A 24600-nucleotide genomic window follows, 5' to 3' on the forward strand; every position below is an offset into this window, starting at 1 on the left:
ACGCTAAGACCTGTATGGGTTGAGGCCGTGCGTTTAAGCCGGATTGGTTCTGGATGATCTCTGTGACGAAGCACTCATCTATCAGGCAGAAATGGCAGGCTGATCAAATGGGTAGTAACGTATCAAAATGTATCTCCCTATTTAAGTCGTCATCCCTCTCCATTAAGATGATGCATCTTATCTCTAACGACACGTCACCTGTCATGGCAACATCCATCACTAAATTTCATCGAGTCATGCTTTGAATTGTGCGAGCAGGTTCTTATGCTTGATATTGCTGTGCGTGACCGGATGGGCGCAGGCGCAGGAGTCGCTGTGGTACAACGATGGCGATCCGCTGGATACGCAACTAAACACCCTGCCTAAAATACCTGAAGGCTACGCTGGTAATACTTGTGGCCAGGTGCGGCTGGACCAGGCGTTAACATTGGCGGACGTGGCCGATATCAGCCTGTGCAACAATCCGCAGACCAATGAAGTGTGGGCCAGCGCCCGCATACAGGCGGCGCAACTGGGCGTGGCTAAATCGGCTTATCTGCCGGTGGTGACCGATACCCTGGGCAGCAATGTGGGCGTGTTGAGCCCGCAACTGGCTACCCGTAGCAACCCGAATATGACGGTGTCAAACAATCTGGTGGCCAGTTACCTGCTGTATGATTTTGGCAATCGTAAAGCCAATCTCGAAAATGCGCGGCAATTGTTGCTGGCGGCCAGCGCTACGCAAAGTAGCACGGTGCAAACTATATTGCTGACGGCGATTGTTTCTTATTATCAGGTGCAGGCCAATATTGCCGCGCTTGCTGCGGCGCGCGAAGCCGAGCGGGCGGGAGAAGAAAGTTTTAAGGCAGCCAATGCGCGCTATACAGCGGGTGTGGCCACACCGGCAGATAAGTTGCAGGCGCAGACCGCTTATGCGCAATTGACCCTGCAGCGCATCACCATTGAGGGTAACCTTAAGATCGCTTACGGCAACCTGGCGAATATCATGGGCTTGCCTGCCAACCGCAACATTGTATTAGCTAGCAACGCCAATGAAGCCCCGCCGCATATTCTTGAGGATGTGCAGATATTTATTGAACAAGCCGGGCAGCGGCGCCCTGACCTAGTGGCCAGCGAAGCGCAGGTGAGAGCGGCTGAAGCGAGTATTGATGCCAGCAAGGCATTGACCAAGCCGACCATTTCAATTGGCGTTTCCAATAGTTTGCAGGATGGTTCGCAACTGGCTGGTAACAGTGCAACCACGCTGGGTGTGACGGTGGCTATCCCTATTTTTGCCGGTTACGCGCCCACTTACCGTATCCGTGCGGCGGAGGCGACTGCTGACTTTCGTACGGCCCAGCGTGACCGCCTGCGTTTGCAGATTTCACTGGATGTCTGGAGCGCTTACCAGAATTTGCGCACCGCTTTGCAATCGATGACTGCCAGCAACACCTTGCTGGAAAGTGCCGAGCAATCCTACCGCGTCGCATTGGGACGTTACAAAGCGGGCGTCGGCAATATTATTGATACGCTGAATGCACAGAGTGCGCTGGCCACCGCGCGTCAGCAGAATATCCAGGCCGGACTCAACTCGAATGTGGCGCGCGCAACGCTGGCACAGGCGATGGGCTCGCTTGATCATGCCATGATCCAGTCATTACCGGGCACAGCGGCCTCTAATAATTAAGCGGATTAGACACTATGAAAAACATCAAGAAAATACTGGGCGTGCTATTGCTGCTTGGCGTTGCCGCTGCTGGTTACCTGTATTACAAGCAGACGCACCAACCCCGGCCGGAAGACCTTTATCGGCTGGATGAAATCACCGAAGGCAATATCGAGCAGACCGTTGCCGCCAATGGTACGTTGAACCCGGTCAGCCTGATCAGCGTGGGTACGCAAGTTTCCGGCATTGTGCGTAAGATCTATGTCGACTTTAACGACGTGGTTAAAAAAGACCAGGTATTGATGGAACTGGATAACGCGATCTTCAACGCGCAGATCGCACAGTCCAAAGGCAGCGTACGAAACAACGAGGCAGCAGTGGAACTGGCCGTGGCTAATGAAAAGCGCATGCGTGAATTATATGGGCAGGAATATGTCTCCAAACAGGAGCTGGATACGGCGGTGCAAGTACTCAAATCCGCCAAAGCCCAGCTGGAAACCGCGCGCGGCTTGCTGGCGCGTGATATGACTAACCTGAACTTCAGTATCATCCGTTCGCCGGTATCTGGTGTGGTGGTCAATCGCGTGGTGGATGTCGGGCAAACAGTGGCGGCGAGCTTCCAGACGCCGACCTTGATCCAGATTGCGCAGGACCTGGCAAAAATGCAGATCGATACCAGTTTTGCCGAAGCCGATATCGGCAAGATCAAAGAAGGCCAGAAAGTCAGTTTTAATGTCGATGCTTTCCCTGACAGGAATTTCGATGGTGTGGTGAAGCAACTCCGGTTGAACTCGACCAACACTTCCAATGTGGTCACTTATAACGCAGTGGTTTCGGTAGATAACAGCGACCTGACATTGCTGCCGGGCATGACGGCGTATGTGAATATTATTGTTGACCGCGCGCGCCACGCCTTGCTGGTGCCCAATGCGGCTTTACGCTATAAGCCAAAACTGGCGGAGGCTGATCAAAAAACAGCGGATCAACAACAGGCCGGTGCCGCTGCCGGAGTTAAAAAAGACTGGAAAAACCGCCCTGGTAAAGAAGGCGCAGAAGGCCACCCAGGCCGAGGCGGCAGGGAGAAACACCACGGCGGCCGTGAACTGGCGATGGGTAAACTGTATGTGTTAAAAGCAGGCAAACCTGAAATGGTGCGCGTGCATATCGGCATGACCGATGGACGCTCCACCGTGGTCACCGGTGAGGGGCTGGCGGCGGGTGACAAGGTCATTGTCAGCGAGTTGCAGGCTGATGGCCAGGGCAAAGCACCAGCCAATAATAACGGCCCGCGCGGCCCGAGAATGTTTTAGGTTGGCCCGCACTATGCAGCAGCATGTGATAGCAGTGAGTCATCTGTATAAGGCCTATCAAACACCCGCCGGACCATTCCCCGTGCTTGAAGATGTGAATCTGCAAGTGGCGCAGGGTGACTATGTCGCCATCATGGGGCCATCCGGCTCCGGCAAATCGACTTTTATGAATATATTAGGCTGCCTGGATATGCCGACCGCAGGCAGTTATGTGCTGGATGGTTATGCGGTCGCCACCATGGCCGCAGACGAAGTCGCCAGAGTAAGGAATAAAACCATAGGCTTTGTGTTTCAGGGTTTTAATCTGCTGGCGCGTTCCAGCCTGCTGGATAACGTTGCGTTACCGCTGGTATATGCCGGGCTAGGCAAAGAAGAGCGACATGCGCGGGCCAGTGAGTTACTGAAAAAGGTGGGCCTGAGCAAACATATGCAATCGCGTCCCAATCAAATTTCGGGTGGTCAGCAGCAACGCGTGGCCATCGCCCGTGCCCTGGTCAACCAGCCACGCCTGATTCTCGCCGATGAGCCTACCGGCAATCTCGATAGCACCACCAGTGAAGAGATCATGGCGATCTTTGATGGCCTGAACCAGGAGGGCATTACCATCGTGCTGGTGACGCATGAAACGGATATTGCCGAGCATGCCAGACGCCAGATCCGCTTTCTGGATGGCAAGGTGGTGGAAGATACCAGCCATCAATTACAGACTGGAAGCGAGATTTAACGATGCGCCTTTACCAGCACTGCACATTCGTCAGGGTTTGCCATGTTTAGCGCGATGCTGGGCGAGGCCTGGCACGCCATGGGTGCTAACCGTCTACGCACTTTCCTGACCATGCTGGGCATGGTGATAGGCGTAGGTGCGGTGGTGTTGATGATGGCGATAGGCCAGGGCGCCGAGGCTTCGGTGAAACGTTCTATCAATGCGATGGGCAGCCATTTGTTTGTGGTGTTGTCTGGGCCGCCCAGAATAGGCGGCGCACGTTCAGCCACGGGTAATGCCCCTTCACTGAATGTTAAAGACGCGAATGCCATAGACGAGTTGTACGGTGTGACTGGTGTGGCACCGGTGACCACCGGCAAGGGACAGGTGGTGTATGCCAGCAGTAACTGGAACACCGATATCATAGGCACCACTGCCAGTTACCTGGACGTCAGGTCATGGAGTTTGTCAGCCGGATATCCCTTTCTCGATTCTGATACCCGTTCTGCGACCCGCGTGGCGCTGCTGGGTAAAACCGTCGTGCAGAACCTGTTTGGCGATGAGGATGTAGACCCTATCGGAAAAACCATACGCATCAACCAGCGGCCATTCGTCGTGTTGGGGGTGCTGGATAGCAAGGGTCAAACGCTGGATGGTCGCGATCAGGATGACACGATTATCGTGCCGCTGACCACAGCACAGCGAAAGCTATTCGGCAACCAGCTACCCGGTTCAGTGCGGCAGATCATTGTGCAGGCAGAATCTGATGCGGTGATGGGTATGGTAGAAGAGTCACTGAATAGCCTACTCAATCAACGCCATAATATCCGCGAGGGTGCCGATAGCGATTTCTCGGTGCGTAACCTGACCGCCATCGCCAACTCGGCCGCAGAAACCGCGCGCACCATGTCTTTATTGCTGGGTGCGATTGCCTCGGTATCGCTGCTGGTGGGCGGCATAGGCATCATGAACATCATGCTGGTCTCGGTGACTGAACGTACCCGCGAAATCGGCGTACGTATGGCTATCGGTGCCCGCGAGCGCGATATCCTGATGCAGTTTTTGCTGGAAGCCATCATGATTTCTACTGTGGGTTGCCTGATAGGTATCGTGATCGGTGTTGGGGGCGCGGTGCTGGTGAGTGTGTTCACGCAAGCAGAAGTGATTGTCTCCAGCCAGTCGGTGCTCATCGCCTTTAGTGTGGCTGTGAGCATAGGTATTTTCTTCGGTTTTTACCCTGCCAGAAAAGCGGCCAGGTTAAACCCGATTGAAGCATTGCGTTACCAGTAATCCTGGCCAATGCAGCATAAGAATTATTGTTTAATCCATCTCTATCGGTGGTGCGACTTTTAACACCTCGTCTACGGTCGTCATACCAGCGGCGACCTTTTCAGCGCCGTTTAGCATCAATGGTTGTAGCCCGGCTTGCGTAGCCGACTGGCGCAGTTGTAACAAATCAGTTTCCGGCGTAATCAGTTTACGGATGGCTGGCGTAAGCGTGAGCATTTCATAAATGCCGGTACGCCCGCGATAGCCGGTGTGGCGACACTCCTGGCAACCGACTGCCTTCATCACTTTGTGCGGTTTAGCAGCTTTAAATGGACGGGTGATGCTGGCCCATTCGTCATCAGTAATCTCACCTTCAGTTTTGCAGTGCGGACACAAAGTTCGCACCAGGCGCTGCGCCATAATGCCGAGCAAGCTGGAGTGGATCAGGTAAGCAGGCACGCCCAGGTCCAGCAAACGGGTAATGGCAGACGGCGCATCGTTAGTATGCAGGGTTGAAAGTACCAGGTGTCCGGTCAGCGCTGCCTGAATCGCCATATCAGCGGTTTGCTGGTCGCGGATTTCACCGACCATGATAATGTCAGGGTCCTGCCGCATCAGCGTGCGTATGCCTTCGGTAAAACCCAGGCCAATATTCTGTGTTACCTGCATCTGGTTAAATGCAGGTTCTATCATCTCAATCGGGTCTTCCACCGTGCAGACGTTGACTTCGTCAGTCGCCAGTTGTTTGAGGGTGGTGTACAGCGTAGTGGTTTTGCCAGAGCCGGTCGGCCCGGTGACCAGAATGATACCGTTCGGCTGGTGCGTCCATTGCGCCCATTGATCACTTTGGCGTTTAGAGAAACCCAGCAACTGGAAATCCTGCACCAGGATATCCGGTTTGAAAATCCGCATCACCAGTTTCTCGCCAAAAGCCGTTGGCATGGTCGAGAGCCGCAATTCGATCTCCTTGCCATCGCCACTCACGGTTTTGACACGGCCATCCTGCGGGCGGCGTTTTTCTACCATATCCATGCGCCCCAGCAGCTTGATACGGCTGGTGATCGCATTCATGATATTGCTGGGCAGTTGATACACCTGGTGCAACACGCCATCAATGCGAAAACGCATCAGCCCCATATTGCGGCGCGGTTCCAGGTGAATATCACTGGCGCGTTGTTCAAAGGCGTATTTAAACAGCCAGTCCACAATGTTGACCACATGTTGCTCGTTGGCATCCAGCTGGCGGTCTTTACCCAACTCGATCAACTGCTCAAAATTCTGTACGCCGATGATCTGCCCTGCTTTGGCCGCATTGGCAGAGTTGATCGCGGCAGAAAGCTGGTAGACCTCGGGTAAATAACGCTGCAGATCCAGCGGATTCACCATCACCACCTGGATCTGCAGCTTCAGCATGCGCTCCAGGTCAGGCAGCCATTCCTGGTGGAACGGATCTGCGGTGGCAATGGTCGCCACGCCCGCTTTCACGGTAATAGGCATAATACGCAGGCGCTCGGCATAAGCCTGCGAAACAATTTGCGCCGCTGCGCTAAAATCCAGCTTCAGCGGGTCGATCTGGTAAAAAGGGACTTCCGCTTTTTCGGCGACAAAGCGCGTGAGTGCGTCTATGGTTAGTAGCTGTGATGGCTTTTGCAAATCGGGCCATTTTTGCTCTGCCACGATCACAATCGGGTGCAGTTTAGAGCTATCCCGCTTGCGGTCCTGATGCAGTTTCTCTGCCAATGACTTTTCAACCCGGCCATGCGTGACTAATAAACGCAACAAGTCAGAGAGGCGTAGGGTGTGGATTACTTTTGGCAGTAAAAATTTGGTTGGACTATTCATGTCACATGCAGGCAGGGGGACTTGCAGGTGATGCAAGACTCATGCCATGGAAAAGTGGCAGGAATGGTCACTTTCGGGGCATGCGTTTCAATATTGCATCTGAATACGCATACTCAAATCAATCGCCTGTAAATGCTTGGTCAATCCACCGATGGAAATACGGTCAACACCTGTTTCAGCAATCGCGCGCACGGTGGTGATATCCACATTGCCTGAGGCTTCCAGCAAGGCGCGCTTCTGGTTAGTTGCCACTGCCTGGCGTAGATCTTCCAGTGTAAAGTTATCCAGCAGTATGCTTTTTGCACCTGCATCCAGCGCTTGTTGTAACTCGTCCAGCGTTTCGACTTCGATCTGGATATTATTGGTGCGCTGCAATGCAAAAGCTGCTTGTAGCACAGCGGCGATAGAGCCGGCGGCGGCAATATGATTTTCTTTGATGAGTATGCCATCGTACAGTGCCAGGCGCTGATTGGCACCGCCACCGGTGAGGACGGCGTATTTTTGCGCCAGCCTGAGGCCGGGTAGTGTTTTGCGCGTATCTAAAATCTGGGTGGGCAGGCCGGCAATGGCTGCTACATATTGCTGGGTATGTGTGGCCACGGCGGATAGCGTTTGTAAAAAGTTTAAAGCGGGGCGTTCGGCGCTGAGCATGGCGCGTGCGTCCCCATGAATCACTACCAGTGGCTGGTCTGGTTTTACATGGTCACCGTCGCTGACTTGCCAGGTGAGGGTGATGCTGGGGTCTAGCTGCTCAAAGCATTGCTGTACCCAGGCGCAGCCGCAAATGACAGCTTCTTCGCGGCTGATGATGGTGGCGGAGGCGCGTGTACCTTCTGGAATCAGTGCAGCAGTGAGGTCGCCAGCACCCATATCTTCAGTCAAGGTGGATTTGACCTGTTCTGCGATCAAACTGGCATTCAGGTAAGCGGGTAAGGTGTGATAGAGCTTGGATTGTGTCATGAGGCTATCTACATGATTTGTAAAATTCTGCATGTGACCATTCTAAGCCAATGCCAAAACCTATTATAATAAATAGCGGCCCAAAAACAGCAGTATTTCGTTAGGGGCTTTTTTCCCAAAAAACAATCTCCATCACTCTGGTTAACTCACTATGCAGCTTTTATATACGGTAAACAGTCCTTATGCACGTAAGGTCCGCATTGTCGCTATCGAAAAACATGTGGAACTGACATTGACCAGTGTAGTGCTGTCTGACCCTGATTGCCCGGTGAGCCAATATAATCCGTTAGGCAAAGTGCCGGTGCTGGTGCTGGATGATGGCGAAGCGCTGTACGATTCGCGTGTGATTGTCGAGTATCTGGATCACCGCACGCCAGTCGCGCATTTGATTCCGCAGGATCATTTGGCCAAAACCAAAGTGCGCCGCTGGGAGGCGCTGGCGGATGGTGTCTGTGATGCAGCGGTCGCCGTCATGCAGGAACAGCGCAAAGTGGAAACTTTGCAATCGGGTGCGTGGATAGAAAAGCAAATGGCGAAAGTCATTGCTGGACTGACGGCACTGGATAACGATCTGCTCAAGAAGAAATGGTGTGTCAACGAAACATTCAGCCTGGCTGATGTCGCGCTAGGGACTGCGCTGGGTTACATCGATTTGCGTTTCAAAAGCACGCAATTAGAGGGTAAATACTGGCAAGAGAAGTTTCCTAACCTGGCCAAGCATTATGGTGTGTTAGTCAAACGCCCAAGCTTTAAACAGACCATGCCGCAACCTTAACCAGGCAGCGTTCTTTCACGAGGACGCTATGTAATCGCTATACCCTCCTCATGGCTGCGAAAAAATCGCAGCACCTTCTGGCAAAAATTGAATGAGTCATTTTCCAATTTAGCCTTTCCAGACAGTCTGTTAGCAACCTTTTACGTTAAATCATGTAAAAAGGTTCATTGATCACAATAAGTTCATGATTTCGCATTGATAATCCAAATGATAATTGTTATCATTTGCGAATAAAGTATTCACTAGTGGTTAAACCTTCATGTCAGATGCCAGCATGCCAGTAAAAAAAAGATTGCTTGAATTAGTCGATGAGCTCATTGCACACGATGGCTTTGGCAGTATCAGGGTGGATATTCGTCTTTTAAAGCGTGGTCAAAAAGAAGTCATTATTGATTGCGGCAAGCAATATCGATATGTCGTTGATTTTGAAGGCAGTTTGGAGAAGCAGGCCTAAAATCAACTGCATATCATGCAGGTGTCAGTCCATGCGATGCATGGAAATTGGAATACTCGACGGAGCGGGTCCGTGAGACTTAAATTAGAAATTGAAACGCATCACCTTCGAGAGGAAGGGCTCACGCGTTCCACGAGGAGATTTATAAAATGAAATTATCAACATTGGCTTTGGTTTTAGGCGTTACTTTTAGTGGGTCTGCATTTGCTACTGCAAATGTCTGGGATACAACGGCTCCTTGGGCTGGTAGCACACTGGCTCAATACGCAGAGTGGACAGATATTGAAAGTATTAATGATACTACCCCAGAGGTTTTAACTAATGCTACAGCAGGACTGGTGCTGAATAATCCAGCACAATCTGGTGGTTATTCAAACGGTACTAATATCTACGGTCTTGGCATATTCCCAGGCGCAGTTGGCATGCAGTTCACCACCACACTGGCCGGTGGTGCTACAGGCGGTTTCTATGATGTTTATCTTCGTATCGGTACATTAGGTTCAATAGCCAATACTTCAGCGACTTTAAATGGTAATGCTGCAACTGCAGTAGTGAGTACTATTGGCCCAATCACTACAGTGATGGGTGGTGCCAGTGCCGAGCAAGAGCTGTACTGGAAGTGGACTGATGTCGCAGGCGCTAATCTGTATACCTTTGCTTTTAGTGCATCTGCACCGCACCTGAGCCTAGATCAAGTGGCATTAGCGACTGTTGCCAAAGCAGCGACAGCAGTGCCAGAACCTGAGACCTATGGAATGATGGCACTGGGTTTAGGTGTGATTTCATTCATGCGCCGTCGTCAAGCAAAAAAACAAGCTTAAATTTAAGCGCTTAATATCTGGCTTACATACTGTTACCTGGCATTTAAAGGTAGCAGTATGTGAATGTGGCAAGCAAGACGCTCTTGTTACAAAACCAGATTTGCGTCTGCCTGCGCTTCCCCTTTCACTGAGTTATCAATGTTTGGAATTAAGTTTTTACCAGTTTTCTGGTCATATTGGTAAAGGCCCAGTGATCGGCAAGTGGCTCTAAGCTTGATCATTTCAATTCTAAATTCACGTATTTTATTCATCCATGCCATCGAGCATTTTATTCCGCAGTTTACTGTTGTCGTGCTTCAGCCTCCTTTTTGTTGATAAAGCGAGCTATGCGGAAGACTTTCCAAATGCAGCAGTGACAACTGTAGAGCAATCTCAAGAGCCTAATCCGCCTATCCAAAAAAAACCGGTGAATAAAGCAGACGCGGAAGTCGATACATTGCCAGAGGTTAATGTAAAAGACAGCAGGATAATAGAAACCCCATTCAATCCCACGCAATCAATCAGCAGCGTGACTGCAGAGGAGCTTGCCCGTAATCAGCCCAGCAGTATTTTTGATGCGGTACGGGCGATCCCGGGAGTATCTATTTCTGGTGGGCCCCGGCCCAGTGGCATGACATTTAGTATCCGTGGCTATGCCGATAATGAAGATGTCATGATTAAAGTGGATGGCGTGCCTAAAGGATTTGAGAAGTACAGAATGGGCGGTACTTTTATCGAGCCAGAACTGCTCAAGAGCATTGAAGTTCAGCGAGGTCCGCAAATTACCAGCGGTTCAGGCTCTCTGGGAGGTACGATTATTGCCTCTACAAAAAATGCAGAAGACTTCTTAAAGCCGGGCCAAAAATACGGCGCTAAAGTCAAATTCGGGTACGGTAATAATAATGATGAATATTCACGGTCTTACATGCTTTATGGGCGCCCTGATGAACGTGTAGATATCCTGTACAACTACTCCAATCGTCATTCGAACAACATCACATTGGGGGATGGAACAAAGCTTGATGATTCGGCGATAGAATCCATTTCACATTTATTGAAACTCAGCCTTTTTCCGACAGAGAGTATTCAGTTAGTCACTTCTATCGTTAAATTTGAAGATAGTGGTTTACAGCCTTATGATGCGACAGGTGGACAACCAGGTTTTTTTGGCAATGTCATTCGTTCAATTGATGATTTGACGTGGTCAGAATCATTCAGTTATAACCCGGGAAACCGCTGGGTCAACTTGAAGGCTGCAGTTGGCGCCGGACATACAAACCTGGAAGATTTAATGCGTCCGGGAATGTCTTCGTTTAATTCTTTACAGCCCCTGTGTGATGGACTGGTATACAGGCCTAACCCAGCGAATACGAGTATCTGTAGAGGAAATCTGACAGATACTTATCAATACAAAACAAAAACAATTGATGTCAGTAACCGTACATTGATTTTTGAAAAGGATGCATTTTCAGCTTCCTTGCTTGCTGGGTATCAATATAACTCTAGCGAACGAGAAATTGAGCGTTTTTTCGATAACCGCAACAGTGTCATTCAGACGACACAATATCCTAACGGTTTTAACGCCTCTGCCCCGCCAGGAAGCAAGGCATTCGACGCTATCTATCTACAACCAAGGTTTGAGATAGGTAAGCTGAGTATCACGCCTGGCTATCGGAAGGACAACTATGAAGTGCAGGCTGATGGGGGAACACTTGCATTGCTCAAGCCGTTTAATCAAAAAAACAAAATAAAATTTAAGGAAGAAACGTGGAGCCTGGGCCTGGCTTACGATTTTTTTGATAAAAATAATCCAGAAAAATTAACGTTGTATACAAACTATGGACAGGGTTTTCGCCCTCCTCTGATTGATGAATACTTTACACAGGGTAACTTCAGTCTTTGTACTGCAGGGGCGATGCCAAATGGCCCTGCTTCACAAATTTGTGGCGATCTATACCAACCTCAATTGTCTGAATCGACTGAAGCAGGCATTAGCTATCAGAATCCGCACTTATTAAATACAGATGTTTGGTTTTCCGGAAAACTTAATTTCTATCATATTTACACCTCCCATTTACTATTATCGTTGCGGCAAGAAGCTGACGGGCGTATCACTCAGAATGGATGGGAGCGCAGAAACGGTGTAGAGGTTGAAAGCATGGTCCAGTATCAAGGTATGTACATGCGTGGAGCATACTCAAGGATCAACGGTGAACTATTTAATGGGGTGGCACAGATCCCATTATTCACGGTCCCGGGTAATGCGCTCAATATTAATATTGGAAAAGAATTTTCCAAGAACGTTGATTTCAATCTGACATACAGAAAAGTGTCTAACAGGGATGTACTTATTGGTGGGACTGCAGCGTTTAACCCGCAGTTCGGCGAGCAGGAGGGTTATGAACTATGGAATGCAGGTATCCGCTGGAAAGCCAATGAACAGCTTACCTTAAGGCTCATAGGAGAAAACCTGAAAAATGAGCAATATCGTATAGACGGTACGATGGGGGGGCTAGGAATTCTTGGGCCGGGCAGGAATGTTAAATTCTTTGTCGAGCTCATGTATTAAAACAAAAAAGCCTCAGGCATTCTGAGGCTTTTTGTATATTTGACATGATCTATTTGGTCAAAGCGGCGCTACGTCATCGTCACCCAGCAAGGTATGTAAAGTATTCTTGTGGCGTAAGGTCTGGCGTTCGTTCAGGCGTTTTTGCGCGGCACTCGGGAAATCAGTATAACTGATCAGGCTGCGTTCAATCAGGATGCTGATCAGGTCTTCCAGCACGCGGGCTAATTGAATATCGCTTTCACGGAAGGTGTGGTTTTTCTGCAGCTCTTCACCTAGAAACAGTAAATAGTCAGCATCTGCATTGTCTACTTCTATCCAGTCAGCCGATACTTGCGTATCTGGGCTTGCGGCAATAATTGCACCTTGTTTATTTTTAAGTATGTAGGCCATGAGGTGTCATTCCTTGTCACTTTGGCAGTGAGTTATTGTTTATTCAGAAAGTAGAAGCAATAACTATGCCTTTTGGCCATGATCAAGGTGCCATTAAATCGCACCATTGATGATACCGCCACCCAGGCAGACATTGCTCTCATAGACCACAACGCTTTGCCCCGGGGTGATAGCCCATTGATGCTGGCCAAAGCGTATGGTTGCTTCCTCGTCATTCACTGCATCTACTTCACACGGCGCGTCCGGCTGGCGGTAGCGGGTTTTGGCCGCGTAGACCCAGTTAGTGCGTGGTTGTTGACCACTGATCCAGTGTAACTGCCCGGCAACCAGGCCGTCACTTTGCAGTAGCGGGTGGTCGTGCCCTTGCACCACGACCAGCTCATTGTTGACCATGTCTTTAGCGGCGACAAACCATGGCTCGCCGTTGCTGTCACGGCTGCCGCCGATTTTCAGTCCCTGGCGCTGGCCTAGCGTGTAATACATCAAGCCGTCGTGCTCACCCACCACTTTGCCTTCGGGGGTGCGCATCACGCCGGGTTGCCTCGGCAGGTAGCGCTGCAGAAATTCCTGGAACGGTCGCTCGCCGATAAAACAAATACCGGTAGAGTCTTTTTTCTCGGCATTGGCCAGACCGTATTCGCGTGCAATTTCACGCACTTCGCGTTTGAGGTAAGTGCCTAATGGGAACAATGTTTTTGAAAGCTGGGCCTGGTTCAGGCGTGACAAAAAGTAACTTTGGTCCTTGGTGCCATCGTCTGCTTTCAACAATTGATAATTGCCTGCTTGAAGCGGGTTTTCGCGCACCTGTGCATAATGGCCGGTAGCGATCAAATCGGCACCCAGACTCATGGCATGGTCCAGAAAAGCCTTGAATTTGATTTCAGCGTTACACAGAATATCCGGGTTAGGCGTACGACCTGCCTGATATTCCTGCAGAAAGTTAGTGAATACTCGCTCTTTGTATTCTTCGCTAAAATTCACGGCTTCGATATCGATACCGATTTTATCGGCGGCAGACACCGCATCGATCAGATCCTGCTTTGAGGAGCAGTATTCGTCAGTGTCATCGTCTTCCCAGTTTTTCATGAACAAACCGGTCACCTGATAACCTTGTTGCTTCAACAGCAACGCCGTAACGGAAGAATCAACACCGCCGGACAGGCCGACGATCACATGTGGTTTGCTCATAATGCCTGGCCTAAATGCTTCAAAATGTCTAAAGAATAACGCTTGCCCGCGAGGTAGTCCTGCACGCATAACAGCACTTGCGGGCTGCGCATCAGCTCGCCATCCGCAGCAATCTCGGCTTCACTTTTCCACACGGTGCGCAGGATGCCGTCATCCAGCGACTGCTCCGGGTAATGCGCGCCCAGCGTGCCGCTAAAGGCGAAACGCAAATAGGTGATGCCATTGACCGGATGCTGCCAGTGGTAAATGCCCACCAGGGCTTGCGGCGTAAAATCGTAGGCAGTTTCTTCCAGTGTTTCACGGATTGCGGCTTCGATGATGGTCTCGTTTTCTTCGAGATGCCCGGCTGGCTGGTTAAAACGGTTGCCACGGTCTGTGGTTTCTTCCACCAGTAAGAATTTGCCATCCTGCTCGACAATCGCAGCCACGGTGACATTAGGTTTCCACTGCTGGGAGGACTTGGAAGAGGCGGGTGAATTCAAAATGCGCGGGTTTCGTTAAAAGCGTTATTTTAACGCTAAGTGATTGATTAGGGTAATTAACGTAAAGCGGGAAGCTAACATCATGCGTTGCTGACTGCGCTGATCAACCCGCCAATTGCGGAAATAAACCAGTCAATCCGTGCGCTATAAACTCTACCGACATCGCCGCTAAAATCAGCCCCATCAGGCGGGTGACGATATTAATGCCTATGATGCCCAGGTAATCAGTAATGGCGTCAGAAAGCAGTAGCAAGCCCCAGATAAACAATGAAATCAAGGCGACCGGGATGATCAGGCTCAGGTGCCCCCAAAAGCCGGGATGTTGTTGTGCCGTGAGTATCATGCTGGAAATGGCGCCTGGCCCGGCCAGCAACGGAATGCTGAGTGGCACAATGGCAATCACTTCACGCTCCGACAGGTCTTGTGCTTCTTCAACGGTTTGGCGTGTGCCGCTCTGTTTGCCATGCATCATGGAAATTGAAATGAGCAGTAGCAAAATGCCGCCGCCTACCTGGAATGACGGAATGGTGATGCCGAAAAAATCCAGCACTTTGTCGCCGATAAACGCCGAGACACAGAGCACGATCATGACGGTCATGCCTACCGTACGCGCAGTGCGGGCGCGTTCCTTTTTGCTCCAGCCGCTGGTGGCGCTGATGAAGATAGGCAGGCTGCCGATGGGGTTCACAATCGCCAGCAAGGCGATCGCGACTTTAAGCAGGTAGGTGTATTCGTTCATGGCCATCACTTTTTAGCAGCTTTGTTTGCCGCCAAGCTTGCCTGAAAACAATGACCTTGGCAATTTGTCCGGGGAGCTCTGTTTATGCCGGGCGCTTGTCAAAAAAGGCAATGGGCTGCGGAGGTGCCATCTGCAGGATATGTTTGCGCACTTTGCCCATCACGTGCATCTCGCAAGGTTTGCAGTCGAATTTAAGTGTATACCTGTCGTTGCCGCTAATTAACGTCATGGGCTCGGCGGTGACTGTGCCTTGCACACCGATGACACCTTTGGCTTCTTTCGGGCACAAGCCATGGCTAAAACGCAGGCAATGTTTGGTGATCATCACGGGTACTTCGTCCAGCGTTTCATTTGACTCATAGGCGCTGGCGATCAGTTTCACGCCGTGTTTATGATAAAAGTCACGTGCTTTCTGGTTGTAAACGTTGGCGAGATAACTCAGGCTGTCTTGCGGGTAAATCGCAGGCGGTTCGGCAGCCGCGCGCAGCGGAGGGCGGTCATAGCCTAATGCTCTGATCGCAATTAATTCTTCCACGGCATCACGGCGCAGTTGATTCACAATAGAGGCGGGCAGGAACCACAACTGCGTCAATTCCAGGCCGATATCCCTGGCTGAAAAGTCGGTGTTTCCCAGTTTTGCCAGATTTTCCCTCAGCGAGACTTCTGCCTTTTCTACATCGTTCGCAGGCTGTTTCTCCGCAGTGCACTGGGTGGTAGCGCTGAAGCCTTGCTCATCCGTCAGTGTCAGTGCAAAACCGTCATGCGTTTCGTAAAGCACGATATCCAATGCGATTTTTCGGGACGTTGAGTCTTTTTCCAGCAAGCGCATAAAGACGTGGTCGCGATTGCGATAGAGCTGGGTGTTGTTGCGGATATCCGCAGGCATTTCATTCGGGAACAGACGTTGCGTATGCTTATCCAGCGCTTGTACTGTATTCACACGCAGGCCGACCAGCTCTTTATGCACATCGAAAAAGCACACGCCGTCACCATTGTGTAATGTAATGTCCGTCGTCACATCAATAAAATCTTTACCAACCTTGCGCACGTTACCCAGCGCTTCACCGGAAAATTTAGGCGTATCAAACGCGCCGATATCGGCCTGGCGGCCATTGGCAAAATAGTCGGTGGCACTACGGTTAAAGGTTTTCTCCGGCTGCGGCGTAAATGTGTAACTGGCATATCCGGCAGAAGACTTGGCGTACTCCGGCATCTCTTCCAGGATTTCATCCAGCAACTGGCGGTAATGCGCGGTGGCATTTTTCACATATGGCAAGTCTTTGTAGCGGCCTTCGATTTTAAAGCTGCTGACACCGGCAGCGATCAATGCCCGCAAATTGGCACTTTGGTCGTTGTCTTTCATCGATAAGTAATGTTTGTCTTTACCCAGGATGCGACCTTTCTGGTCTTCCAGCGTGTAAGGTAAACGGCATTCTTGCGAGCACTCGCCGCGGTTGGCACTACGGCCAGTATGCGCATGACTGATAAAACATTGCCCGCTAAAAGCGACACACAAGGCGCCGTGGATAAAGTATTCCAGGTTGGCTGTAGTCGCGTCGGCGATCTTTTTCACCGTGGCAATATCCAGTTCACGTGCCAGCACGATCTGGCTAAACCCTACCTGGTCCAGGAACTGGGCTTTTTGCACGGTGCGGATATCTGTCTGCGTGCTGGCATGCAGTTGAATCGGCGGTAGATCCAGTTCCAGCAAGCCCATATCCTGCACGATCAGGGCGTCCACGCCCGAGTCATATAGTTGATATACCAGTTGGCATACACCCTCTAACTCATTGTCATGAAAAATCGTATTCAGGGCGACAAACACCTCGGCATGGAATTTATGCGCGTGTTGTACCAGCCTGGCAATATCCTGCACGGTATTCGGGGCCTTGGCGCGCGCACCAAACGCCGGGCCACCGATATACACGGCATCAGCACCGTGATTAATGGCCTCTATGCCAAAATCAGCATTCTTGGCCGGGGCAAGCAGTTCTAGGTGTTTGCGGGTTTTTTGCATGACGGAATGAGTATATACAGTGTAACAACTTGATTTAAGGCGCTATTTTAAACCAAGCATGCTGTTTACGCTTGGTTTAAAATAGCGGCATGAGTGGAAATCAGGATTTATTACAACGCAGCCTGCATGCAGTCTGGCACCCATGCACGCAGATGAAGCACCACGAACGTTACCCATTGGTGCCGATTGCGCGCGGTGAGGGCGCCTGGCTATTTGATAGCGATGGCAAAGGCTACCTGGATGCCGTCAGCAGCTGGTGGGTTAATTTATTCGGGCACAACCAGCCTGCGATTAAAGAGGCAATTAAAACTCAGCTGGAGCAGTTAGAGCATGTAATGCTGGCGGGATTTACTCATGCACCGGTGGTGGAGCTTTCAGAAAAGCTGTCTGCGCTGACTGGGCTAGGGCATGCCTTTTATGGTTCGGATGGCGCCAGTGCCACTGAAATTGCGCTCAAGATGAGTTTTCATTACTGGCGCAATAGCGGGCTAGCGCAAAAAACCAGGTTTATCAGTTTGCAGAACAGTTATCACGGTGAGACCTTGGGTGCGCTGAGTGTCACTGATGTGGCCATTTTTAAAGACACTTATGCGCCGCTGATTTTGCAGTCAGCACACATGCCCAGCCCGGATAGCAGACTTGCTGAAGCAGGTGAATCTGAAGAAGAGTTTGCCTTGCGCTGTGCCGAAGCGCTGGAGGCGTATGTCGCAGAACACCACGCCGAGTTAGCTGCTTTTATTATTGAACCCCTGGTGCAAGGCGCGGCAGGCATGGCCATGTACCATCCTGTGTATCTGTGCCGTGCACGCGAGATTTGCAGTCGTTACGATATCCACCTGATTGCTGACGAGATCGCCGTTGGTTTTGGCCGCACCGGCACCCTGTTTGCCTGTGAACAGGCGGGTGGCAAGGTCAGTGATATTGCCGATTTCATTTGCCTTTCCAAAGGCATTACCGGCGGTTATTTGCCGTTGTCGGTGGTGCTCACTACCGATCACGTCTACCAGGCGTTTTACCATGACCAAACTGCCAAAGGTTTTTTGCATAGCCATAGTTATACCGGCAACCCGCTGGCTTGCAGTGCTGCGCTAGCGACACTGAAACTGTTTGAGTCGTCTGACGTGTTGGGCAATAACCATAAAACCGCGCAGCAGCTCTGGTCGGCCGTACAGGCTTACGATTTTCCGCTACGACATATCCGCCAGCGCGGCATGATCACTGCGTTTGAGGTGGATATCAATCATCCGCAATTTGCCCAGCATTGTTATGCGGCCGCTTTGCGGCATGGCTTGTTGTTGCGCCCGATCGCTAACACCGTTTACTGGATGCCGCCTTATTGTCTGGATGCGGCAGACATTGAACATCTGGTGCAGGCGACACACGCCACGATTGTAGAAAGTATGGCATGCCGTTAATGCTGCGCTGGTGGCTGTGTTGCTGTTGCGTGTGGGCAGGTGTTGCGCAGGCGGCTTTGCCGGTTTCACTGCAAGAAGCCTTGTCCAAGGCACAATTGCCGCTGGATAGCGTCTCCATTGTCGTGCAACCCTTGAATGGTGAGCCACCACTCATCAGCCATCATCAGGCCAGGGCCATGAACCCGGCCAGCGTGATGAAAGTGGTGACCACTTATGCCGCACTTGAAGCACTGACGCCTGCGTATCGCTGGAAAACAGAGGTGTACAGAAACGGCCCGGTCAATCATGGTGTGCTTGAAGGCGACCTCATCATCAAAGGCTATGGCGACCCGGCCCTGAATAATGCTGAACTTTGGCGATTGTTACAGCAGGTGCAGCAACAGGGTATCAAGCACATCAAAGGCAACTTGCTGCTGGATACCTCTATTTATGCGCCGGAGCTCAGCCAGCGTCCCATACTGGATGATGAGCCATGGCGCGCGTACAACGTCAATCCGCATGCATTATTGGTGAATGGCGGCCATAGCAGTTTCCGCTTCGGCGTCTCCAGAGAGAGCGGCAAGCCGCTAGCGAGTGTCACGCAAGAATTCGAGTTGCCGCAGATCAAGGTAGTGAATACCATGCAGGTCAGCAAAGGCGCTTGCGGTGACTGGCGTAGCAGCCTGCGTTACGGGGTGACGGCGACTACTGAAGGTGCAACCGTCACATTTAGCGGCACCTTGCCTGAGCAATGTGATGAGCGTTATCTTGAGTTGAGTGTGCTCAGTCAGCAGCAATACGCGGTCTACACCTTCAAAAAAATATGGACGCAACTAGGCGGGCGGCTGGATGGCAATGCCATTGCTGCCGTGTTACCAGCGACCGCCAGTTTAGTCACTACCTGGTGGTCTGCTCCGCTGGATGTGGTGATACGCGACATCAATAAATGGAGCAATAACGTCATGGCGCGGCAGGTAATGCTGACCATAGGCATGGAGACAGGCCAGACGCCGGTGGATGAAAACAGCAGTGCGGTGGCGCTTAAAGAAGTATTGCGTAAACGAGGCTTGTTGTTCCCTGAACTGGTATTGGATAATGGCTCCGGGCTCTCGCGCAATGAGCGCATCAGCGCGGAACATTTGGCGCAATTGCTCGTCACAGCCTATCAGCGTCCGACGATGCCGGTACTGATGGCTTCGCTGCCGATTCTGGGCCTGGATGGAACGCTCAAGAAGCGTCTGCCTGAATCACCCAGTCAGGGCATGGCCTACCTGAAAACCGGCTCGCTGGAAGGCGTCAGCAGCATTGCCGGTTATGTGCAGGATACGCAGGGTAAACGCTATGTCGTCGTCATGCTGGTGAATCACCCGCTGGCATCGGCAGCGCGCTCGATTCAGGATGGCTTGATCAAGGCCGTGATTGAAGGGCGTTAGTCAGCAGCGAATTTTTTAGCAAGTGTTTTTAAGTCAGCGTTTTTCAATTAAAAACGCGTATGATAATGGTCGTTTTCTAGGAGCGCATGTGAAATCAGGAATGAAAAAAGTAAGCTTGGGCATGGTATTGCTTTTAGCGATAGCGGGTTGCCAGGCGCAATCTAACTCTTCTAACACTAAGGAAAATACACAAATGTCTGCCAATATCACCGAGTTGCAAAAGATTGATACCGTTGTTGGTAGTGGTCGTGAAGCGGAAGTCGGCTTTAACGTCACCGTGCATTACACTGGCTGGTTGTACGATGCCAATGCCAAAGATTTCAAAGGCAAAAAGTTTGATAGCAGCCTTGACCGTAACTCACCATTCAACTTCTTCCTCGGTGGTGGCCAGGTCATTCAAGGCTGGGATGAAGGCGTGCAAGGCATGAAGATCGGTGGCAAACGCACGCTGATTATCCCTTCTGAGTTAGGTTATGGCGCACGTGGTGCCGGCGGCGCGATCCCGCCAAATGCGACATTGGTGTTTGATGTTGAGTTGCTCAACGTCAAATAAAAGTCATTCTTGGGAAGCGGTAAGGATTTTTGCCGCATCCATATCGCTTTAAATAATGGAAGGATAGGAAAGTCACAATGCAAGTCACAGTGAAATGGATAGACGGCGTCAGTTTTGTTGGCGAGTCTGAAACCGGTCACGCGGTGGTGCTGGATGGCGCGCCGGAAAATGGCGGCCGTAATATCGGCATGCGGCCCATGGAAATGCTGTTGATCGGCATGGGCTCATGTACCGCATTTGATGTGGTGACGATCTTGAAGAAATCCCGTCAGCCGATTGTCGATTGTGTGGCTGAAATCGCGGCTGAGCGTGCCGAGACGATCCCTAAGGTATTCACCAAGATTCATGTGCACTTTGTGGTCACCGGTGAAAACCTCAACGAGCAGCAAGTGGCGCGTGCCGTCAGCCTGTCGGCTGAAAAGTATTGTTCAGCCAGCATCATGCTGCAAAAAGCCTGCGAGATCACGCATGACTTTGAAATCAGAGCACCTGGTGTTGAGTAAATGATGACAACTCCTGCCGGCATGTTAGGGATACGCCATGTGGCGCTGTTTATCAAGGACCTGGAGTCAGCGGTCGATTTCTATACGCGCATAGTCGGCATGCAGATCGAATGGCAACCTGATCCGGACAATGTCTACCTAACCAATCATGGCGATGTGTTTGCCTTGCATCGCGTGGATTACAAGGCAGACCCTTTACAGCGCCTGGATCATATCGGCTTTGCCTTGACCGATGAAGAGGCAGTGGATGGCTGGTATGCGCATGTGGTCAAACACGGAGTACGTATCACCGAAGCGCCTAAAACACATAGAGATGGTTCACGGGGCTTTTATTGCCTGGATAGTGTCGGGCATTTGCTTGAATTTATTTATCATCCGCCTATCAGTCGTCATATTAACAATAAGCTAAGTGCATGATTTTTAGCATATTAGGCGTCTTATAAAGCATAAAGCCTCCATTCAGGAGGCTTTATGCTTTTTGAGGTAAGCGCTTTTATTCGCTAACCACTTTGATCGAGAGTGTTTGCTCTTTATCCAGCACAGTCAGCAAGCGATCAATGTTGGGATGTTTGCCAGGGTGGTTCTCGGCATCTTCAGTGTGCTCTGCATACAGCGCCAGGCCTTCTACAGCAGCATCGCTGTTGATCTCGCCATATATCTTGAACAAATGATGATATACCTTGATAGAACCCTGGGTACCCGGTTTGTTTTCAATCTGGCCGGCTGGCTGGCTTTTCTCATCGAATAGCTCAATGCGTTTCACATGATCTGCGCTATCCAGGGCGAGTAAGTTATCACTAAATTTTTGCATGGTTGACTCTAGGTGACTACGAATACGATATGGGAGTACTATAAATGATACGCGGTACGCGTCATCACTTTAGAAGCGAGTCGCATAGCCAGTTTAACCGGGGCTGGTAGCGTGGCGCCGCCCAGATGCTCCGCAGTTTCGGCATGGTGCTCTTCGTCTTCCTTCATCTGGGTGACAATCGCGCGCGACGCATGGTCTTGCGCGGGTAATTCATGCAAGTGCTTGCCTAAATGGCTAGCGACCTGATGTTCGGTTTCGGCCAGAAATCCCAAATTCCATTTGTCGCCTAGCAAGCCTGCTGTGACTCCCAGGCCAAAGCTGGCACCAAACCACAACGGGTTCAGCAGGCTTTTACGGCCACCGAGTTCGCTGATGCGTCGCTCACACCATGCAAGGTGATCGACTTCTTCGCGAGAAGCTTCTTTCAGCGCTTCAATATTGGCAGGGTCGCGCGAAACCAGTGCCTGGCCACTGTATAAAGCCTGGGCACAGACTTCGCCTACGTGATTAATACGCATCAAGGCGGCTGCATGTTTGCGTTCGCTGTCAGAAAGGGCACTGTCGTCTGATGTTGCTGCTTGCGGGTATGGGCGCGTCGGGATTGCCTGGCTGAACACGGTGCGTAAGCCCATGTCCAGCACTGCGATCGCCTTGTCCAGTGTGAGTGGTGGCAAAGTCGTCATTGCTTACTCCCTGTGAATCGCCTTTGCCTGCAGGCGCTTGTACATGGTGCAGGCAAGGGCATAGTCATCATGGTTTTTTGGTTTTTCCTGGTTTGTCTGTCGCTGCTGGTTTGTCAGCAGGTTTGTCTGAACCTGGTTTTTCAGTGCTGGCAGGCTTGTCGGCACTGGCTTTTACCGCTTCAGGCGCTTTCTGCACTGGCAGGCCTTTCAGCTGGTTCATTGCCTGTACAAACTGGAAGTCATCTTTGCTGGCAGGCTCGATCGGGCCGCGGGTTTCAGCAAACTTCTCATCTTTTGGCTTGTCGCCGCCGACGCGGGTTTTTGCATCTTCAGTCGCTTTTTCAGCGTTTGCTTTTGCAATATCACTCGGGTTGGATAAATGGCGTTTGAGGTCAGCTTCATGCAGGCTCAGGCTTGGGTCTGAACCATCATCCACAATAATATCCGGCACAATACCTTTGGCCTGGATAGAGCGGCCATTAGGCGTAAAGTAACGCGCAGTGGTTAACTTGATCGCGCTGCCATTGTTCATCGGCAAGATGGTTTGTACAGAGCCTTTACCAAAGCTCTGGATACCCATGATGGTGGCACGTTTGTGATCCTGCAATGCACCCGCCACGATCTCGGAAGCCGACGCAGAACCTGCGTTGATCAACACCACAATCGGTACAGATTTGTACTCTTCCGGCAGGTCTTTCAGGTAGTCAGACTTGCCACGACGCGCATAATCCATAGGCGTCGCATTCAAACGCATTTTAGAATCCGCCACGCGGCCTTCTGTATACACCACCAGGTCATCTTTAGGCAGGAAGGCGGCAGATACACCGACCGCTGCATCCAGCAAGCCACCAGGGTTGTTACGCAGGTCTAATACCAGGCCTTTAAACGGAGTCTTGTTATCAGCACGCAAGGTTTTCAGGGCCTTGGCCAGGTCTTCACCGGTACGTTCCTGGAACTGTGTGATGCGCACATAACCATAATCCTGCTCGATCAATTTGTTCTTGACGCTTTGTGCCTTGATGATGGCGCGCGTCAGGGTGAAGGTGAGCGGTTTGTCTTCGCCTTTACGCACTACGGTCAGTGTGATCTTTGTATCTGGCACGCCGCGCATACGTTTGACGGCATCATTCAGTGTCAGGCCACGCACCTGTGTGTCATCCAGTTTCATGATCAGATCGCCAGATTTCAGGCCTGCCTTATAAGCCGGGCTATCTTCAATCGGGGTGACTACTTTGACCAGGCCATCTTCCATCGCTACTTCTATACCCAGGCCGCCAAACTCGCCCTGCGTACCTGCCTGTAGCTCTTTGTAGGCGTCGGCATCCATAAAGGTGGAGTGTGGATCAAGGCCTTGCAGCATGCCTGCAAGTGCTTCATTGATCAGTTTTTTGTCTTCAACGGGTTCGACATAGTCAGATTTAACCTTGGCGAACACTTCGGCAAAGACACGCAATTCATCGATCGGCAATTGGGAGACGGAAGTTCTGTCTGCCCAGGCAGAAATATTGATACTGACGAGAATACCTACAAAAACGCCTGCACCAAGCAAGCTGAACTTTTCAAATTTGGAACGCATACAATGCCTTGTGATCAATTAAGCGAAGAAGATTACAGTTGGAATATTACTGTATTCAGAGTCAAGTTGCATCTGTTGATGACAGCCTGTTTTCAGAGAGTGGAAAGTACAGTGTTAAGTTCATTTTCCGCTATTTCAGTAAAATTGACTATACTCTCAACGCAAATAAGTTATTAGAGTGCAATATGCAAAAGCCTATCGTAGAAATCGAGTTTTGTACACAGTGCCGTTGGCTGCTGCGTGCCGCCTGGTTGGCGCAAGAGTTGCTGACCACTTTTGATGCAGATCTAGGGTCCGTCAATCTGGTGCCTGGCACTGGCGGTATCCTGGAAGTGCGTTGTGATGGCAAGGTTATTTTTTCACGCAAAGAAGCGGGGCGCTTTCCTGAGGCCAAAGAGTTAAAACAACATATCAGGGATTTGATCGACCCGGAACGGTCACTGGGACATAGTGATACCCCGGTCAAAGGGGCTGGTGAATAAGGTTGTTGCAGGTGAAAAAGCA

General features: G+C 50.9%; 24 protein-coding genes. 14 read left to right on the plus strand and 10 right to left on the minus strand.

The window, feature by feature from the left end; all coding sequences use genetic code 11:
- Positions 1-241 precede the first annotated feature (241 nt).
- The 4 genes from ACTS9Y_RS08675 to ACTS9Y_RS08690 are packed head-to-tail and all read left to right on the plus strand — an operon-like array spanning position 242 to position 4948.
- On the plus strand, positions 242-1666 hold the full coding sequence (locus ACTS9Y_RS08675) for a TolC family protein (RefSeq protein ID WP_442585546.1): 1425 nt from the start codon (positions 242-244) through the stop codon (positions 1664-1666).
- Between the two features lie 14 nt (positions 1667-1680).
- Positions 1681-2955: an efflux RND transporter periplasmic adaptor subunit gene (locus ACTS9Y_RS08680; RefSeq protein WP_442585547.1), complete on the plus strand. Its 1275-nt coding sequence runs from the start codon at positions 1681-1683 to the stop codon at positions 2953-2955.
- A 13-nt stretch (positions 2956-2968) separates the two neighbouring features.
- The gene (locus ACTS9Y_RS08685) at positions 2969-3679 is read left to right on the plus strand and encodes an ABC transporter ATP-binding protein (protein WP_442585548.1); all 711 of its coding nucleotides are present in this window, start codon (positions 2969-2971) and stop codon (positions 3677-3679) included.
- Between the two features lie 42 nt (positions 3680-3721).
- Positions 3722-4948 (plus strand): ABC transporter permease, encoded by a 1227-nt coding sequence (locus ACTS9Y_RS08690; RefSeq protein WP_442585549.1) that lies wholly within the window; start codon positions 3722-3724, stop codon positions 4946-4948.
- A gap of 30 nt (positions 4949-4978) precedes the next feature.
- Here ACTS9Y_RS08690 and ACTS9Y_RS08695 read toward each other — a convergent pair whose 3' ends face one another.
- Together ACTS9Y_RS08695 and nadC are read right to left on the minus strand one after the other, a co-directional pair.
- Positions 4979-6769, minus strand: coding sequence for a GspE/PulE family protein (locus tag ACTS9Y_RS08695; protein ID WP_442585550.1), 1791 nt, complete (start codon positions 6767-6769; stop codon positions 4979-4981).
- 87 nt (positions 6770-6856) lie between these two features.
- Entirely contained in the window at positions 6857-7729 is an 873-nt protein-coding gene (gene nadC, locus ACTS9Y_RS08700) for a carboxylating nicotinate-nucleotide diphosphorylase (protein ID WP_442586926.1), read from the minus strand.
- A gap of 151 nt (positions 7730-7880) precedes the next feature.
- On the opposite strand from nadC, the gene ACTS9Y_RS08705 reads away from it, so the two are divergent.
- The 4 genes from ACTS9Y_RS08705 (at position 7881) to ACTS9Y_RS08720 (ending at position 12327) form a co-directional block, all read left to right on the plus strand.
- Positions 7881-8504 (plus strand): glutathione S-transferase family protein, encoded by a 624-nt coding sequence (locus tag ACTS9Y_RS08705; RefSeq protein ID WP_442585551.1) that lies wholly within the window; start codon positions 7881-7883, stop codon positions 8502-8504.
- Positions 8505-8763: 259 nt separating this feature from the next.
- Positions 8764-8958, plus strand: coding sequence for a hypothetical protein (locus tag ACTS9Y_RS08710; protein WP_442585552.1), 195 nt, complete (start codon positions 8764-8766; stop codon positions 8956-8958).
- A gap of 149 nt (positions 8959-9107) precedes the next feature.
- Complete coding sequence (locus ACTS9Y_RS08715) at positions 9108-9779, plus strand: PEP-CTERM sorting domain-containing protein (protein ID WP_442585553.1); 672 nt, start codon at positions 9108-9110, stop codon at positions 9777-9779.
- A 253-nt stretch (positions 9780-10032) separates the two neighbouring features.
- Positions 10033-12327 (plus strand): TonB-dependent receptor domain-containing protein, encoded by a 2295-nt coding sequence (locus ACTS9Y_RS08720; protein WP_442585554.1) that lies wholly within the window; start codon positions 10033-10035, stop codon positions 12325-12327.
- 57 nt (positions 12328-12384) lie between these two features.
- Here the strand turns inward: ACTS9Y_RS08720 and ACTS9Y_RS08725 are convergent, their stop codons facing one another.
- The 5 genes from ACTS9Y_RS08725 to ACTS9Y_RS08745 form a co-directional block, all read right to left on the minus strand.
- Positions 12385-12717 (minus strand): hypothetical protein, encoded by a 333-nt coding sequence (locus tag ACTS9Y_RS08725; RefSeq protein ID WP_442585555.1) that lies wholly within the window; start codon positions 12715-12717, stop codon positions 12385-12387.
- A 93-nt stretch (positions 12718-12810) separates the two neighbouring features.
- Positions 12811-13905 carry a tRNA 2-thiouridine(34) synthase MnmA gene (mnmA, locus tag ACTS9Y_RS08730; protein ID WP_442585556.1) on the minus strand — a complete coding sequence of 365 codons (1095 nt, stop codon included), beginning with the start codon at positions 13903-13905 and terminating at the stop codon, positions 12811-12813.
- A complete protein-coding gene (locus ACTS9Y_RS08735) occupies positions 13902-14333 on the minus strand; it encodes an NUDIX hydrolase (protein ID WP_442586927.1) in 432 nt (143 codons plus the stop codon). Before ACTS9Y_RS08735 ends, mnmA begins: the two co-directional genes overlap by 4 nt.
- Before the next feature lie 157 nt (positions 14334-14490).
- Positions 14491-15126 carry a MarC family protein gene (locus ACTS9Y_RS08740; RefSeq protein WP_442585557.1) on the minus strand — a complete coding sequence of 212 codons (636 nt, stop codon included), beginning with the start codon at positions 15124-15126 and terminating at the stop codon, positions 14491-14493.
- 82 nt (positions 15127-15208) lie between these two features.
- Positions 15209-17143, minus strand: coding sequence for a peptidase U32 family protein (locus tag ACTS9Y_RS08745; protein WP_442585558.1), 1935 nt, complete (start codon positions 17141-17143; stop codon positions 15209-15211).
- Between the two features lie 89 nt (positions 17144-17232).
- Between ACTS9Y_RS08745 and bioA the strand changes: the two genes are divergently transcribed.
- From bioA to ACTS9Y_RS08770, 5 genes are all read left to right on the plus strand, one after another.
- Positions 17233-18558 carry an adenosylmethionine--8-amino-7-oxononanoate transaminase gene (gene bioA / locus ACTS9Y_RS08750; protein WP_442585559.1) on the plus strand — a complete coding sequence of 442 codons (1326 nt, stop codon included), beginning with the start codon at positions 17233-17235 and terminating at the stop codon, positions 18556-18558.
- Entirely contained in the window at positions 18549-19970 is a 1422-nt protein-coding gene (gene dacB / locus ACTS9Y_RS08755; RefSeq protein WP_442585560.1) for a D-alanyl-D-alanine carboxypeptidase/D-alanyl-D-alanine endopeptidase, read from the plus strand. Before bioA ends, dacB begins: the two co-directional genes overlap by 10 nt.
- A 100-nt stretch (positions 19971-20070) precedes the next feature.
- A complete protein-coding gene (locus ACTS9Y_RS08760; RefSeq protein WP_442585561.1) occupies positions 20071-20523 on the plus strand; it encodes an FKBP-type peptidyl-prolyl cis-trans isomerase in 453 nt (150 codons plus the stop codon).
- 77 nt (positions 20524-20600) lie between these two features.
- Complete coding sequence (locus tag ACTS9Y_RS08765; protein ID WP_442585562.1) at positions 20601-21026, plus strand: OsmC family protein; 426 nt, start codon at positions 20601-20603, stop codon at positions 21024-21026.
- A gap of 3 nt (positions 21027-21029) precedes the next feature.
- Positions 21030-21443 (plus strand): VOC family protein, encoded by a 414-nt coding sequence (locus ACTS9Y_RS08770; RefSeq protein WP_442586928.1) that lies wholly within the window; start codon positions 21030-21032, stop codon positions 21441-21443.
- Between the two features lie 76 nt (positions 21444-21519).
- Here the strand turns inward: ACTS9Y_RS08770 and ACTS9Y_RS08775 are convergent, their stop codons facing one another.
- The 3 genes from ACTS9Y_RS08775 to ACTS9Y_RS08785 all read right to left on the minus strand — a co-directional run bounded on the left by ACTS9Y_RS08775 (position 21520) and on the right by ACTS9Y_RS08785 (position 24096).
- On the minus strand, positions 21520-21837 hold the full coding sequence (locus ACTS9Y_RS08775) for a DUF2322 family protein (protein ID WP_442585563.1): 318 nt from the start codon (positions 21835-21837) through the stop codon (positions 21520-21522).
- Positions 21838-21875: 38 nt separating this feature from the next.
- Positions 21876-22520 (minus strand): 2-polyprenyl-3-methyl-6-methoxy-1,4-benzoquinone monooxygenase, encoded by a 645-nt coding sequence (gene coq7, locus ACTS9Y_RS08780; RefSeq protein WP_442585564.1) that lies wholly within the window; start codon positions 22518-22520, stop codon positions 21876-21878.
- Between the two features lie 67 nt (positions 22521-22587).
- A complete protein-coding gene (locus ACTS9Y_RS08785; protein WP_442585565.1) occupies positions 22588-24096 on the minus strand; it encodes a S41 family peptidase in 1509 nt (502 codons plus the stop codon).
- A 185-nt stretch (positions 24097-24281) separates the two neighbouring features.
- On the opposite strand from ACTS9Y_RS08785, the gene ACTS9Y_RS08790 reads away from it, so the two are divergent.
- A complete protein-coding gene (locus ACTS9Y_RS08790) occupies positions 24282-24578 on the plus strand; it encodes a SelT/SelW/SelH family protein (RefSeq protein ID WP_442585566.1) in 297 nt (98 codons plus the stop codon).
- Positions 24579-24600: the final 22 nt, after the last annotated feature.

The organism is Methylophilus sp., assembly GCF_052173275.1.
Classification (GTDB): domain Bacteria; phylum Pseudomonadota; class Gammaproteobacteria; order Burkholderiales; family Methylophilaceae; genus Methylophilus.